This window comes from Kitasatospora sp. NPDC088160 (genome assembly GCF_044741445.1).
Classification (GTDB): Bacteria; Actinomycetota; Actinomycetes; order Streptomycetales; family Streptomycetaceae; genus Kitasatospora.
Window position 1 is genome coordinate 1 of record NZ_JBIUSS010000023.1, and the last position, 14,252, is coordinate 14,252.

General features: G+C 71.5%; 13 protein-coding genes. 7 read left to right on the forward strand and 6 right to left on the reverse strand.

Going from position 1 to position 14,252, the window contains the following annotated elements:
- Window positions 1-177: 177 nt before the first annotated feature.
- The 3 genes from ACIOGZ_RS31065 to ACIOGZ_RS31075 all read right to left on the reverse strand — a co-directional run bounded on the left by ACIOGZ_RS31065 (window position 178) and on the right by ACIOGZ_RS31075 (window position 3,036).
- A complete protein-coding gene (locus tag ACIOGZ_RS31065) occupies window positions 178-1,878 on the reverse strand; it encodes a methylmalonyl-CoA mutase family protein (RefSeq protein ID WP_363582040.1) in 1,701 nt (566 codons plus the stop codon).
- 199 nt (window positions 1,879-2,077) lie between these two features.
- A complete protein-coding gene (locus ACIOGZ_RS31070; protein ID WP_363582038.1) occupies window positions 2,078-2,419 on the reverse strand; it encodes a DUF3817 domain-containing protein in 342 nt (113 codons plus the stop codon).
- A gap of 77 nt (window positions 2,420-2,496) precedes the next feature.
- Window positions 2,497-3,036 carry a MarR family transcriptional regulator gene (locus tag ACIOGZ_RS31075; protein ID WP_363582036.1) on the reverse strand — a complete coding sequence of 180 codons (540 nt, stop codon included), beginning with the start codon at window positions 3,034-3,036 and terminating at the stop codon, window positions 2,497-2,499.
- A 493-nt stretch (window positions 3,037-3,529) separates the two neighbouring features.
- On the opposite strand from ACIOGZ_RS31075, the gene ACIOGZ_RS31080 reads away from it, so the two are divergent.
- Window positions 3,530-5,167 (forward strand): M4 family metallopeptidase, encoded by a 1,638-nt coding sequence (locus ACIOGZ_RS31080; protein WP_363582034.1) that lies wholly within the window; start codon window positions 3,530-3,532, stop codon window positions 5,165-5,167.
- 435 nt (window positions 5,168-5,602) lie between these two features.
- Window positions 5,603-7,231 carry a M4 family metallopeptidase gene (locus ACIOGZ_RS31085; protein ID WP_363619292.1) on the forward strand — a complete coding sequence of 543 codons (1,629 nt, stop codon included), beginning with the start codon at window positions 5,603-5,605 and terminating at the stop codon, window positions 7,229-7,231.
- A 116-nt stretch (window positions 7,232-7,347) separates the two neighbouring features.
- Here the strand turns inward: ACIOGZ_RS31085 and ACIOGZ_RS31090 are convergent, their stop codons facing one another.
- Complete coding sequence (locus ACIOGZ_RS31090; protein ID WP_371517107.1) at window positions 7,348-7,659, reverse strand: DUF3817 domain-containing protein; 312 nt, start codon at window positions 7,657-7,659, stop codon at window positions 7,348-7,350.
- Between the two features lie 290 nt (window positions 7,660-7,949).
- On the opposite strand from ACIOGZ_RS31090, the gene ACIOGZ_RS31095 reads away from it, so the two are divergent.
- The 5 genes from ACIOGZ_RS31095 (at window position 7,950) to ACIOGZ_RS31115 (ending at window position 11,684) form a co-directional block, all read left to right on the forward strand.
- Entirely contained in the window at window positions 7,950-8,747 is a 798-nt protein-coding gene (locus ACIOGZ_RS31095) for a DUF2127 domain-containing protein (protein WP_363582030.1), read from the forward strand.
- Between the two features lie 80 nt (window positions 8,748-8,827).
- Window positions 8,828-9,466, forward strand: coding sequence for an AIM24 family protein (locus ACIOGZ_RS31100; protein WP_079135621.1), 639 nt, complete (start codon window positions 8,828-8,830; stop codon window positions 9,464-9,466).
- Window positions 9,466-10,116: an AIM24 family protein gene (locus tag ACIOGZ_RS31105; protein WP_363582028.1), complete on the forward strand. Its 651-nt coding sequence runs from the start codon at window positions 9,466-9,468 to the stop codon at window positions 10,114-10,116. Before ACIOGZ_RS31100 ends, ACIOGZ_RS31105 begins: the two co-directional genes overlap by 1 nt.
- Window positions 10,117-10,319: 203 nt before the next feature.
- Entirely contained in the window at window positions 10,320-11,129 is an 810-nt protein-coding gene (locus ACIOGZ_RS31110; protein ID WP_363582156.1) for an AIM24 family protein, read from the forward strand.
- A gap of 39 nt (window positions 11,130-11,168) precedes the next feature.
- Window positions 11,169-11,684, forward strand: coding sequence for a MarR family transcriptional regulator (locus ACIOGZ_RS31115; RefSeq protein WP_350879579.1), 516 nt, complete (start codon window positions 11,169-11,171; stop codon window positions 11,682-11,684).
- A 59-nt stretch (window positions 11,685-11,743) separates the two neighbouring features.
- Here the strand turns inward: ACIOGZ_RS31115 and meaB are convergent, their stop codons facing one another.
- Window positions 11,744-12,700 (reverse strand): methylmalonyl Co-A mutase-associated GTPase MeaB, encoded by a 957-nt coding sequence (gene meaB / locus ACIOGZ_RS31120; RefSeq protein ID WP_363371930.1) that lies wholly within the window; start codon window positions 12,698-12,700, stop codon window positions 11,744-11,746.
- A 79-nt stretch (window positions 12,701-12,779) separates the two neighbouring features.
- A complete protein-coding gene (locus tag ACIOGZ_RS31125; RefSeq protein WP_363582026.1) occupies window positions 12,780-13,988 on the reverse strand; it encodes an acetyl-CoA C-acetyltransferase in 1,209 nt (402 codons plus the stop codon).
- Window positions 13,989-14,252: the final 264 nt, after the last annotated feature.

The following is a 14,252-nucleotide window of genomic DNA, read 5'->3' on the forward strand; positions in this document are numbered from 1 at the left end:
CGGTCCGATATCCGCTCACTCGCAGGCGCCTTGACCTGCCCCACCCTCGCCACACCACAACCAACGAGACACCGACCACAAAGTCACCGGCATTGCAACTAGGCCCTGTCCGGCCGAACGCACGGCGAAGCCGCCCCGCACGGAGAAGCTCCGTAGGGGGCGGCCCACCGGCACGTCCTAGAAGGACGCGTTCTCCCGGTACGTCCCCCACTCCTCGCGCAGCGCGTTGCAGATCTCGCCCAGGGTCGCCTCGGCGCGCACCGCGTCCAGCATCGGCGGGATCATCGACTCGCCCGAGCGCGCGGCCGCCAGCATGGCGTCCAGCCCGGCCCGCACCGCCGCCTCGTCCCGGGCCTCCTTGCGCTCGCGCAGCACCCGCACCTGCTCGCGTTCGACCTCGTGGCTGACCCGCAGGATCTCCAGTTCGGGGGTGACGCTGCGCGGGTGGCAGTTGACGCCGACCACGCGCTTGTCCCCCTTCTCCACCGACTGCTGGTACTGGAAGGCCGCCTCGGCGATCTCGCCGGTGAACCAGCCCTCCTCGATCCCGCGCAGGATGCCGGAGGTGATCGGGCCGATCCCGTGGTCCTCGCGGCCCTTGTCGAGACGGCTCTTGTTCAAGATCTGCTGGAAGATCGCCTCGGCCTGCTGCTCGATCCGGTCGGTGAGCGCCTCGACGTACCAGGAACCGCCCAGCGGGTCGGCCACGTTGGCGACGCCGGTCTCCTCCATCAGCACCTGCTGGGTGCGCAGGGCGATCTCGGCGGCCTGCTCGGACGGCAGCGCCAGGGTCTCGTCCAGGGCGTTGGTGTGCAGCGAGTTGGTGCCGCCGAGCACCGCGGACAGCGCCTCCACGGCGGTGCGGACCACGTTGTTGTACGGCTGCTGCGCGGTCAGCGAGACGCCAGCGGTCTGGGTGTGGAAGCGCAGCCACTGCGCCTTGTCGGTCTTGGCGCCGAAGCGGTCGCGCATCCAGCGGGCCCAGATCCGGCGCGCGGCGCGGAACTTGGCGATCTCCTCGAAGAAGTCCAGGTGCGCGTCGAAGAAGAAGGACAGGCCGGGCGCGAAGACGTCCACGTCCAGGCCCCGGGACAGGCCCAGCTCGACGTAGGCGAAGCCGTCGGCGAGGGTGTACGCGAGCTCCTGCGCGGCCGTCGCCCCGGCCTCGCGGATGTGGTAGCCGGAGACGGACAGCGGCTTGTACGCGGGAATGCCCTGGGCGCAGTACGCCATCAGGTCGCCGATCAGCCGCAGGTGCGGCTCGGGGGCGAAGAGCCACTCCTTCTGGGCGATGTACTCCTTGAAGATGTCCGTCTGCAGGGTGCCGTTGAGCACCGCCGGGTCGACGCCCTGGCGCTCGGCGGCGACCAGGTACATGCAGAAGATCGGGACGGCCGGGCCGCTGATCGTCATCGAGGTGGTGACCTCGCCGAGCGGGATGCCGTTGAACAGCACCTCCATGTCGGCGGCCGAGTCGATGGCGACGCCGCAGTGGCCCACCTCACCGAGCGACTTGGCGTCGTCGGAGTCGTAGCCCATCAGGGTGGGCATGTCGAAGGCGACCGAGAGGCCCCCGCCGCCCGCCTCCAGGATCATCCGGTAGCGCTCGTTGGTCTGCTGCGCGTTGCCGAAGCCGGCGAACTGGCGGATGGTCCAGGTGCGGCCCCGGTAGCCGGTGGGGTGCAGCCCGCGGGTGAAGGGGTACTCGCCCGGCCAGCCGATCCGCTCGAAGCCCTCGACGGCCTGCCCGGGGGCGGGACCGTACGCCGGCTCGACCTCGTCGCCGGACAGGGTGGTGAAGTCCGCGTCCCGCTTGCGGGCGCTGTCGTACCGCTGCTGCCAGCGCTGCCGTCCGCGCTCGATCTCCTCGGCGTCCATGACCCCGAACTCCGCTCCGTACGGCCGCCACGGCACCGGGGCGGCACAGCTATTAGGACGTCCTACTAATTTACTCGGACGTCCTAGCAGCTGTCGATGGATGCCCGGGTCGAAACGCCGCGGGCCGCCCTCCCGGGGCCCGGAAACACGCGAGTGCCCCTTCCCCCGCGGGGGAAGGGGCACTCGCCGGGGCGTCGGATCAGACGCCGGCGGGCTGGCGGGCGTCCGTGCCGGTCGAGAGCCGCTCGGCGGCCTCGCGGACCACCTTGCGCTCGAAGACGAAGGACGCGAACGGGATGCAGCCGGCGGCCAGGGTCAGGATCATCCGGCCGAGCGGCCACTTCAGCTTCTGCCCGAGCAGGAAGGTCACCACGAAGTACCCGATGTACAGGTAGCCGTGCAGCATCGCGACGTACGTGGTCAGGTCCTCGGCCGCGTCGAAGCCGTACTTCGCGACCATGAAGCCGCAGAACACCAGCAGGGCCACACCGGTCGCAATGGCCAGGGCCCGGTACCAGCCCAGCAGGGGGGTCGCCTTCATACTCTTCATCGCCTCGTTCGGCAGGGATCGACCGGTACGCCCGGATCCGCGCACCGCTCCCACGAGGGTAACCGTCCTCACGGCCGCTCCCGCGCAGCCCCCTCGCCGCGGTCGTCGGTGAAGTCGCCGGCGGCGATCCGCAGCGGCCTGAGCAGTTCGAACACCTGCCGACACTGCTCGGTGTCGTACTCCTCCAGCCCGAACTCCATCGCCATGAGTTCCCGGGTGGCCTCCTCGACCGTCTCGCGGCCGCGGCCGGTGATCGTGGCGAGCACGCCGCGGCCGTCCAGCGGGTTGGGGCGGCGGGCGACCAGGCCGGCCCGCTCCAGCCGGTCGACGGTGTTGGTGACGCTGGTCGGGTGGACCATGAGCCGCTCGCCGATCTTGGACAGCGAGAGCTCGCCGGTCCGGCTGAAGGTCAGCAGCACCAGCGCCTCGTACCGGGCGAAGGTCAGCCCGTACGGCTTGAGCACCGCGTCGACCCGGGAGAGCAGGATCTGGTGGGCTCGCATGATCGAGGTGATCGCCGCCATCGAGGGGACCCCGCCCCAGCGGCGGGTCCAGAGCTCGTCGGCGCGGGCGATCGGGTCGAAGTCGAGGGCTAGGGGCTTGGGCACCTCCTTACCGTACCGGCGGAGGGGGCGGGCGCTACCAGCCGTCCTGATGGTGGACAAGCGCGACGCGTGGCGGGAACCCGCCAAAAGGGCGGCCAGGTCCATACCAGGACATTGCGCCGGTGTGAATGCGGGGCAACGGGACCGGGGCGCGGCGGAGTTGACGGCCGATCGGTCCGCAGCCGCACTATCAGGCCTCGGTTCGGATGGTAACCCGCTGAAAGGCCGGGTGATTCACACCTTTTGTCCGCCCGTTCACAATCCCTCCGGCTGGCGGGACTTGGCCAATTCATGAGCAAGACCTGTCATTTGATTTGCTCGATTGTCATGCTTTCCGCCAACCCCGTCCGGTAGCCACCACCCCCACCCACCGGTGGCCCGCCGCTCGACCGCACGGGGTCCGCACGTCAGCGCCCGTCCCGCCCCTCAGGTGCCGACCCCGGCCCCCGGGACGCGGCGCGACCGCCCACACGCGGTTACCCGGAAGGACTCGTCCGTGAAGCGAAAGCTCGCAGCAGTCGCCGTACTCTCCGCCACCGCCCTGCTCACCGGCGTCGTCCAGGTGAGCACCGCCGCCCAGGCCAGCCCGATCCCCGCGGCGCAGGCGCAGGCCGCCGAGCAGCACGCGGCGGCGCTCGCCCTGGCGGGCGGCCAGTCCGGCCCGCTGGCGAAGGCCCTCGCCCTCGGCGGCCAGGAGCAACTGGTGGCGAAGGACGCCGTGGTGGACCAGGACGGCACCCGGCACCTGCGCTTCGAGCGCACCTACGCCGGCCTGCCGGTGCTCGGCGGCGACCTGGTCGTCCACCAGAGCGCCCGCGGCGCGGTGGAGTCGGTCGACAAGGCGGTCTCCGCGCAGCTGAGCCTGCCGAGCCTGGCCCCGCAGATCCCGGCCGACAAGGCCGCCGCGCAGGCCACCGGCGCCGTCCAGGCCACCGTCGGCGTCGCCGCGGACAAGGACGAGTCCCCGCTGGCGGCCGTGCACCAGACCGGCAAGGCCGAGCTGGTGGTCTGGGCGAGCGACGGCAACCCGCGCCTGGCGTACCGGACCACCGTCGAGGGCGTGCGCGCCGACGGCACCCCCAGCAGCCAGCTGCTGGTCACCGACGCCGCCACCGGCCAGGTGCTGTCCACCCACGAGCAGGTGCAGACCGCCTCCGGTACCGGCAAGGGCGTCTTCGTCGGCAACGTCCCGCTGACCACCACCCAGAGCGGCACCTCGTACCAGCTGAAGGACGCCACGCGCGGCGGCCAGTCGACCGTCAACCTGAAGAACAAGACCTCCGGCACCGGCACGCTGGTCGCCAACTCGACCAACGCCTTCGGCAACGGCCTGGCCTCCAACAGCGAGTCCGCCGCCGTGGACGCCCAGTACGGCGCCGCGGCCACCTGGGACTTCTACAAGAACACCTTCGGCCGCAACGGCATCAAGAACAACGGTGTCGGCGCGACCAGCCGGGTGCACTACGGCTCCAACTACGTGAACGCGTTCTGGAGCGACGCCTGCTTCTGCATGTCCTACGGCGACGGCAGCGGCAACACCCACCCGCTCACCGAGATCGACGTGGCCGGCCACGAGATGAGCCACGGCGTCACCTCCGCCACGGCGAACCTCAACTACTCCGGCGAGTCCGGCGGCCTCAACGAGGCCACCTCCGACATCTTCGGCACGATGGTCGAGTTCTACGCCAACCTGCCCTCCAACCCGCCGAACTACTGGATCGGCGAGTTGATCAACCTGAACGGCGACGGCACCCCGCTGCGCTACATGGACAAGCCCAGCAAGGACGGCGCCTCGGCGGACTCCTGGTACTCGGGCGTCGGCAACCTCGACGTCCACTACTCCTCGGGCATCGCCAACCACTTCTTCTACCTGCTGTCCGAGGGCAGCGGCGCGAAGAGCATCAACGGCTTCAGCTACAACAGCCCGACCTCCAACGGCTCGGCCGTCACCGGCATCGGCCGGGACAAGGCCGCGCAGATCTGGTACCGCGCGCTGACCGTCTACTTCACCTCCACCACCAACTACGCGAGTGCCCGCACCGGCACCCTGAAGGCCGCCTCCGACCTGTACGGCGCCACCAGCGCCGAGTACAAGGCGGTCGCGGCCGCGTGGAGCGGCGTCAACGTCAACTGACGCACGGCGCACGGTGACAGGACGTCCGGGGCCCCCGTGGAGGGCGGCCCCGGGCGTCCGCGCACCCCCTCGCACGCCCGCCCCTGCACGCCCGCCCTCCCCCGCGCGTGCCCGACCGCTCCGCTCCCGGGGTGGCGAAGTCCCGCCAGCCGGACGAACCGCCCGTAGCGGGCACTGGGCGGCAGCCGAACCATCCGCACCGACAGTGGCGGATCCCGGCCAATCCCTGTCCGTGGTCTGTCATTTCCTGCCATCGATTGTCATGCTTCTGCCCAAGCCCCGTCCGACGCCCGTCACCCCCACCCGTCGACGGATCGTCAGGTACCGCACGGGAGCAGCACGTCCGCGCCCTACCGCCCCACGGCGCCAACCCCGGCGCCCCGGTACGCGGCGCAACCGCGCGCACACGCGGTTTCGTGGAAGGAACCCCCGCACGTGAAGCGAAAGCTGACAGCCGGCGCCATACTCTCCGCCACCGCCCTGCTCGCCGGCGTGATCCAGATCGCCATCGTCCCCGCCGCCCAGGCCGCCGCCCCGTCGCCGGAGCAGCAGCGCGCCGCGCTGCTCGCGGTGGCCGCCGGGCAGAGCAGCCCGGTCGCCCAGGCCCTGGCCCTCGGCGGCCAGGAGCGGCTGGTGGTCAAGGACGTCGTCGCGGACGCCAACGGCGAACGCCACCTGCGCTACGAGCGGACCTACGCCGGCCTGCCGGTGCTCGGCGGCGACCTGGTCGTCCACCAGCGCGCCGACGGCTCGGTGGACTCGGTCGACCGGGCCTTCGACGGCAGCCTGTCGCTGCCGAGCCTGGCCCCGGGCCTCGCCGCCGGGCAGGCGGCCGAGCGGGCCACCGCCGCGGTGCGGGCGACCGTCGGGACGGCCGCCGACGAGGACGAGGCGGCGCTCAGCCGGGTCGACGGCGCGGGCGCGGCCGAGCTGGTGGTGTGGGCGGCCGACGGCGCGCCGCGGCTGGCCCACCGCACGGTGGTCCGCGGCGAGCGGGCCGACGGCACCCCGAGCAGCCAGCAGGTCGTCACCGACGCCGCCACCGGCGAGGTGCTGTCCACCCGCGAGCAGGTGCAGACCGCCTCCGGCACCGGCAAGGGCGTCAACGTCGGCACCGTCACGCTGACCACCACCCAGAGCGGCTCGACCTACTCACTGAAGGACGCCACCCGCGGCGGCCAGTCCACCACCGACCTCAAGGGCGCCACCTCGGGCAACGGCACGCTGTTCGCCAAGACCAGCAACTCCTGGGGCAACGGCCTGGCCTCCAACCGCGAGTCCGCCGCCGTGGACGCCCAGTACGGCGCCGCGGCCACCTGGGACTACTACAAGAACACCTTCGGCCGCAACGGCATCAAGAACAACGGCGTCGGCGCCGCCAGCCGCGTCCACTACGGCTCCAACTACGTCAACGCGTTCTGGGACGACTCCTGCTTCTGCATGACGTACGGGGACGGCTCCGGCAACACCAACCCGCTGACCGCGATCGACGTCTCCGGCCACGAGATGACCCACGGCGTCACCTCCGCCACGGCGAACCTCAACTACTCCGGCGAGTCCGGCGGCCTCAACGAGGCCACCTCCGACATCTTCGGCACCATGGTCGAGTGGTCGGCCAACCTGCCCGCGGACCCGCCGGACTACCTGATCGGCGAGAAGCTCAACATCTTCGGCAACGGCAAGCCGCTGCGCTACATGGACAAGCCCTCCAAGGACGGCAGCTCCGCGGACTCCTGGTACTCGGGCGTCGGCAACCTCGACGTCCACTACTCCTCGGGCATCGCCAACCACTTCTTCTACCTGCTGTCCGAGGGCAGCGGCGCCAAGGTGGTCAACGGGGTCAGCTACAACAGCCCGACCTCCAACGGCTCGACGGTCACCGGCATCGGCCGGACCAAGGCGGCCGCGATCTGGTACCGCGCGCTGACCGTCTACATGACCTCCACCACCAACTACAAGGCCGCCCGCACGGCGACCCTGAAGGCCGCGACCGACCTGTACGGCGCCACCAGCACCGAGTACAAGACCGTGGCGGCCGCGTGGAGCGGCGTCAACGTCAACTAGTGCGCGCCCCAGCACCCCCCAGCCACCCCCGGTAAGAAACGGCGACAGGCTGCCGCGGCCCTTTGGGAGAGGAGGCCGCGGCAGCCTGTCGACCGTCGCGTGGCGGGCGCGCGTCCCTACGCGGTGGCCGGCTTCAGCTCGCCGCGCTCCTCCTTGGCGAGCATCCGCTCGGCGAAGAAGCCGCCGGTGGGCAGCACCGAGAGGACGAACAGCAGCACGCCGCGCTTGGCGTCCCACTTCTGCGCCTGCCAGGCCTGGATCCAGAAGACGACGTACAGGATGAACAGGATCCCGTGGACCATGCCCATCACCGGGACGCCGTCGAAGGACGTGGTCCGCTTCAGCACGGAGCAGATCAGCAGCAGGATGAACGAGACCCCTTCGGGGCCGGAGACCAGGCGCAGGCGGTGGACGGCGCTGCTGTTCACGATGGGTACCTCAATACGGGGGTCGGAGGCGTACCTGCTTGTGAAGCGACTCACAAGCCTTCCGGCCATTATCACCGAGCACCTGTCCGAAGCCCCGGCCGGGGTGGTCACCGTGCCCGACGCCACAACCACCGTGTCCCGCCCCGGCGCCACGGCCGTCGTGTCCGTGTCACAGCTGTGCGCCAGAACCCGGCTCGTCGCGCCGGCCCGTCACCCGCTGCCCCTATCCTGCTGCCCGCGCCCGACGCACCGGGCGCCGTAGACATCGGACGACCGGGGGTAGCGACCACATGTTCAAGCGGGACTGGGACCGAAGGACCTGCGCCAAGCGCGGCCACACCACCTACGCGCCGACCGAGCCCGAGCTGGCCGCCCGGCTGCACGCCGCCACCGCCCTCGGCGACGCCTGGCGCTGCCTGCGCTGCGGCGACTTCGCGCTCGGCGCCCCGCACGGCTCCGGCCCGGCGCAGGACGCCCCGCTGGTGCCGCGCGGCAAGGCGCTGCGGGACCTCTTCATCCTGCGCTTCCTCGCCGTCGAGCGGGTGCTGCGCGGCCTGCTGATCATCATCGTGGCCTGGGCCGTCTGGAAGTTCTCCAACAGCCAGGACGCCGTGCACCGGGTCTTCGACGAGAACCTGTCGGTCTTCCGGCCGGTCACCGACCACTTCCACTGGGACCTCGAACACTCCCCGATCGTCGACACCATCCGCAAGACCTTCGACTACAGGAAGAGCACCCTGCTGATCGTCGCGGGCGCGCTGCTGGCCTACGCGCTGATCGAGATCGTCGAGGCGGTCGGCCTCTGGCTGGGCAGGCGCTGGGCCGAGTACCTCACCGTCGTGGCCACCGCCGCCTTCCTGCCGCTGGAGGGCTACGAGCTGAGCGAGCACGTCAGCGCCGTGAAGATCGGCACGCTGGTGCTGAACATCGCCGCGGTGCTCTGGATCATGCTGTCCAAGCGGCTGTTCGGGCTGCGCGGCGGCGTGGTGGCCTTCGAGGCGGAGCGCCACTCGGCCTCGCTGCTGGAGGTCGAGGAGGCGGCCGGCGCCGTCCCGCACGCCGCACGGGGGGCGCACGCGCGGGCGTGACCGGCGCGTTTGTCGCAGACCGGTACCAGTTCCGCCCCCGCCCCTCCCCCCGCACCGGCCGCGCCCGCTAGATTGCGGCCGTGGCACAGTTCAGACTCCAGGGATCCCGGGTACTCGCGGTCGAGTTGGCCGGCGAGGCCGTCAAGGCCAGACACGGCTCGATGGTCGCCTACACCGGCCAGATGAGCTTCAAGAAGCTGACCGGCGGCGGGGACGGCCTGCGCGGCATGGTCGCCCGCCGGCTCACCGGCGAGCAGATGACCGTCATGGAGGTGAAGGGCCAGGGCACCTGCTACTTCGCCGACAAGGCCACCGAGATCAACCTGGTCCGGCTGAACGGCGAGACGCTGTTCGTCGAGGCGGACAACCTGCTCTGCACGGAGGGCTCGCTGCGCACCGGCACCACCTTCACCGGACTCAACGGCATGTCCTCCGGCAACGGCCTCTTCACCACCAAGGTGGAGGGCCACGGCTGGGCCGCCGTCACCTCGAACGGGCCCGCGATCATCCTGCGGGTCGGCCAGGGCCAGCCGCTGCGGGTGGACCCGGGCGCCTACGTGGCGCACACCGGCAGCCTGCACCGCAGCCTGAAGTCGGGCGCGGGCTGGACCACGGTGATCGGCGAGGGCGGCGGCGAGGCCGTCCAGGTGGAGTTCACCGGAGAGGGCCTGGTGTACGTGCAGCCGTCGGAGAAGGTCACCATCGGAGGCGACGTCTGATGGGCTTCACGAAGATCAACGGCAAGATGGTCGAGGCCGTGGTGCTGCCCGGGCAGCGGCTGTTCAGCCAGCGCGGCGCGATGCTCGCGTACACCGGGGACGTCCGCTTCACGCCGAACATCACCGGCGGGCAGGGCGGCGTGATGTCGATGATCGGCCGCCGGGTGGCCAACGAGGACACCCCGCTGATGACCGTCGAGGGCCAGGGCCGGGTGATGTTCGGCCACGGCGGCCACCACGTGCACGTGATCGACCTGGCCGGCGACACCCTGTACGTCGAGGCGGACCGGCTGCTGGCCTTCGAGGGCACGCTGCGCCAGTCCACCATGTTCATGGGCTCGCAGGGCGGGGTGATGGGCATGGTCCGCGGCCAGGTCACCGGCCAGGGCCTGTTCACCACCCAGCTGGACGGCAAGGGCTCGGTCGCGGTGATGGCGCACGGCGGCGTCTTCGAGCTGCCGATCGTCCCGGGCCGGCCGGTGCACGTCGACCCGCAGGCGTACGTGGCGCACCGCGGCCAGGTGCAGAACAAGCTGTCCACGGCGCTGGGCTGGCGCGACATGATCGGCCGCGGCTCCGGCGAGGCCTTCCAGCTGGAGCTGTCCGGACAGGGCGCGGTGTACGTCCAGGCGAGCGAGGAGAAGCTCTGATGTCCTACCCGCCGCAGCCGCCGCACGGGCAGTCGCCGTACGACCAGCCGACCCAGCCCGGCTTCGCCGCCCCTCCCCCGCCGGGCTACGCGCCGCCGCCCGCGCAGGGTTACCCCCAGCAGGGCGGGTACCCGCCACCGCCTCCCCCGCAGCAGCCCCAACAGGCCTACGCCCAGGAGCAGTTCGGCGGCCCGCAGGCCCCGCTGCCGAGCGCGCACGGCGGCTCCGGCCCGGTGGTGCACGACGCGTACAGCCTGCCGGTGAACGACAACGTCAACCCGTACGCCTTCTCGGTCGACCTGAACGGCTCGTACTTCCTCCAGAAGGGCAAGATGGTCGCCTACTACGGCGACATCACCTTCAAGGGCGTCGGCGCCGGCATGCTGGACCGGGCGATCGGCCAGCACTTCAACTCGCCGATGCACGCGGCGGACTGGGTGGTCGCCCAGGGCCGCGGCAAGCTGCTGCTGGCCGACCGGGCCTTCGACCTCAACTCCTACGACCTGGACGACGGCAACCTGACCGTCCGCTCGGGCAACCTGCTGGCCTTCGACCCGTCGCTGCGGCTCAAGCAGTCGATCATCCCGGGCTTCCTGACCCTGATCGGCACCGGGAAGTTCGTCGCCGCCTCCAACGGGCCGGTGCACTTCGTCGAGCCGCCGATCCGGGTGGACCCGCAGGCGCTGGTGGGCTGGGCGGACTGCCCGGCGCCGTGCCACCACTACGACCACGACTACATGCACGGGCTGATCGGCGGCATCCGACGGCTGACCGGGCTGGGCGGGGCCTCCGGCGAGGAGCACCAGTTCGAGTTCATCGGCGCCGGCCAGGTGCTGCTGCAGTCCAGCGAGAAACTGATGGCCGAGCGGTCGGTGGGCCAGGTGGACGCCGAGGCGGGAGTGCCGGTGGGCGGGGTGCCGTCGCAGCCGGCGGCGTCGGGCCACGGCGGGGGCAACCTCAACGTGCCGGGTCTCGGCAATCTGGGCGATCTGGGGCGACGTTTCGGCCTGTAAACTTGTACAAGATTGAACTAAATAGGGTATGCTGAGCCCATGGATACGCACACGATCAACACTGCGGACACCCCTCCGTCGCAGCCCGAGGAGGAGACTCCCTGGCTGACCGCCAGGGAGCAGCGGATGTGGCGCGCCCATCTGGAGGTCGCCAAACTGCTGGAGTACCAGCTCAGCCGTGAACTCCAGCCGCACAACCTGGCGATCAACGACTACGAGATCCTGGTGGTGCTCTCCGAGGCCCCCGACCGCCGGATGCGGATGACCGACCTCGCCACCGCCACCCTCCAGTCCAAGAGCCGGCTCTCGCACCAGATCACCCGGATGGAGAACGCCGGCCTGGTGCTGCGCCAGGAGTGTCCCGGCGACCGCCGCGGCCTCTACGCCCACCTCACCGAGCACGGCTGGGAGACCATGCAGCGGGTCGCCCCCGACCACGTGCGCAGCGTCCGGGCCCACTTCATCGACCGCTTCACCCAGGAGCAGCTCGACGCCATGTACGAGGCCCTCGCCCCGGTCGCCGAACACCTCCGCGGCCTCCGCGGCCGCGCCTGACGCGCCGCCCCCCCGGCACACCGGGGCCGGCCCCACCGGGGGCCGGCCCCGCGCCGTCCTCAGCCCCGGGTGAGGCCGGCCACGAGTTCGTCGGCCGCGCCGTACGGGTCCAGTTCGCCCGCCACCACCCGCTCGGCCAGGCCGGCCAGGTGGCGGTCCCCGCGCAGGTCGCCGATCCGGGTGCGCAGTTCGGCCAACGCGATCGCCTCGATCTCGTCGGAGGCCCGACGGCGGCGGCGCGCCGCCAGTTCGCCGTGCTCCTCCAGCCAGGCGCGGTGCTTCTCCAGCGCCTCGACCAGCTCGTCGACGCCCTCGCCGCGGGCGGCGACGGTCTTGACGATCGGCGGGCGCCAGTCCCCCGCCCCGCGGGCCTCGCCGAGGCCGAGCATGTGGTTGAGCTCGCGCGCGGTGGCGTCGGCGCCGTCCCGGTCGGCCTTGTTGACCACGAAGACGTCGCCGATCTCCAGGATCCCGGCCTTGGCGGCCTGGATGCCGTCGCCCATGCCGGGGGCGAGCAGCACCACGGTGGTGTCGGCCTGGGCGGCGATCTCCACCTCGGACTGGCCCACCCCGACGGTCTCGACCAGGATCACGTCGCAGCCGGCCGCGTCCAGCACCCGCAGGGCCTGCGGCGCCGTCCAGGACAGCCCGCCGAGGTGGCCGCGGGTGGCCATCGAGCGGATGAACACCTCGGGGTCGGTGGCGTGGTCCTGCATCCGGACCCGGTCGCCGAGCAGCGCCCCGCCGGAGAACGGCGAGGACGGATCGACGGCCAGCACCCCGACCCGCTTGCCGAGCCGCCGGTAGGCGGAGACCAGCGCCGAGGTGGAGGTGGACTTGCCGACCCCGGGCGAGCCGGTCAGGCCCACCGTGTAGGCCTGACCGGTGTACGGCGCGAGCGCGGCCATCGCCTCGCGCAGTTGCGGGGCGGCGTTCTCGACCAGCGTGATCAGCCGGGCGACCGCCCGCGGCCGGCCCGCCCGGGCCTGTTCGACCAGCGTGGCGACATCGATCATCGGGAGCTCCTCGCGCGGATGCCTTCGGGGCTGCGGCGCCGCTCGTGGCGGTCCGCAGCCCCGAAGGCATGTCAGCTGATCAGGCCTTCGGGCTGGCGTCCTTGGGGACGCGCACGATCAGGGCGTCGCCCTGGCCGCCGCCGCCGCACAGCGCGGCCGCGCCGACCCCGCCGCCGCGCCGCTGGAGCTCCAGCGCCAGGTGCAGCACCACGCGGGCGCCGGACATCCCGATCGGGTGGCCGAGCGCGATCGCGCCGCCGTTGACGTTGACGATGTCCGAGGAGACGCCCAGGTCCTTGGTCGACTGGTGGGCGACGGCCGCGAACGCCTCGTTGATCTCGATCAGGTCGAGGTCGGAGACCTCCAGGCCCTCCTTGGCCAGCGCGTGCTTGATCGCGTTGGACGGCTGCGACTGCAGCGAGTTGTCCGGGCCCGCCACGTTGCCGTGCGCGCCGATCTCGGCGATCCAGCTCAGACCCAGCTCCTCGGCCTTGGCCTTGCTCATCACGACCACCGCGGCGGCGCCGTCGGAGATCTGCGAGGAGGTGCCGGCCGTGATCGTGCCGTCCTTGGCGAACGCCGGACGCAGCTTGGCCAGGCCCTCGACGGTGGTGTCCGCGCGGATGCCCTCGTCCTGGCCGAACAGCACCGGCTCGCCCTTGCGCTGCGGGATCGCGACCGGGGTGATCTCGGCGTCGAAGACGCCGTCGGCCTGCGCCTTGGCGGCCCGCTGGTGGGAGGCCGCGGCGATCTCGTCCTGCACCTCGCGGGCGATGCCCAGCCGGGTGTTGTGCTTCTCGGTCGACTCGCCCATCGGGATGTTCTCGTAGGCGTCGGTGAGGCCGTCGTGGGCCATCGAGTCGAGCATCCCGATCGCGCCGTACTTGTAGCCCTCGCGGGACTTCGGCAGCAGGTGCGGGGCGTTGGTCATCGACTCCTGGCCGCCGGCCACCACGACGTCGAACTCGCCGGCCCGGATCAGCTGGTCGGCCAGCGCGATGGCGTCCAGGCCGGAGAGGCAGACCTTGTTGATGGTGAGCGCCGGGACGCTCATCGGGATGCCGGCCCGGACGGCGGCCTGGCGGGCCGGGATCTGGCCGGCGCCGGCCTGCAGCACCTGGCCCATGATCACGTACTGGACCTGCTCACCCGTGATGCCGGCCCGCTCCAGCGCGGCCTTGATCGCGAAGCCGCCGAGGTCGGCACCGGAGAAGCCCTTGAGGGAACCGAGCAGGCGACCCATCGGGGTCCGCGCACCGGCAACGATCACAGAGGTGGTGTTGGTCATGGGACGAGCCCCTTCGCACGTCGTGGCCAGGTGAGGATGCGCTCAATGTACTGACCCGTTACCCGCCCGTCACCGGAGCGACGGTGTGATCGAGCGCACTGGCACCTTCCAGTCAACACCGTGTCAACGCGGCCCGGGTGAACCCCGGCGTCCGCCCCGGGTGAGCCCCCGGTGTGCGGCCCGGGTGGACCTCCGGCGTGTGAGCAGACTCGCACGTCCGGCGCTGGCGCCGGTCAGCGGCGATGCGCTGCACTGGTGCCACCT

Excerpts from the sequence above, each read along its gene's own strand:
- ACIOGZ_RS31065 (WP_363582040.1), bottom strand. The coding sequence starts at position 1,878 with ATGGACGCCGAGGAGATCGAGCGCGGACGGCAGCGCTGGCAGCAGCGG.
- meaB (WP_363371930.1), bottom strand. The coding sequence starts at position 12,700 with ATGATCGATGTCGCCACGCTGGTCGAACAGGCCCGGGCGGGCCGGCCG.
- ACIOGZ_RS31070 (WP_363582038.1), bottom strand. The coding sequence starts at position 2,419 with ATGAAGGCGACCCCCCTGCTGGGCTGGTACCGGGCCCTGGCCATTGCG.
- ACIOGZ_RS31115 (WP_350879579.1), top strand. The coding sequence starts at position 11,169 with ATGGATACGCACACGATCAACACTGCGGACACCCCTCCGTCGCAGCCC.
- ACIOGZ_RS31105 (WP_363582028.1), top strand. The coding sequence starts at position 9,466 with ATGGGCTTCACGAAGATCAACGGCAAGATGGTCGAGGCCGTGGTGCTG.
- ACIOGZ_RS31125 (WP_363582026.1), bottom strand. The coding sequence starts at position 13,988 with ATGACCAACACCACCTCTGTGATCGTTGCCGGTGCGCGGACCCCGATG.
- ACIOGZ_RS31095 (WP_363582030.1), top strand. The coding sequence starts at position 7,950 with ATGTTCAAGCGGGACTGGGACCGAAGGACCTGCGCCAAGCGCGGCCAC.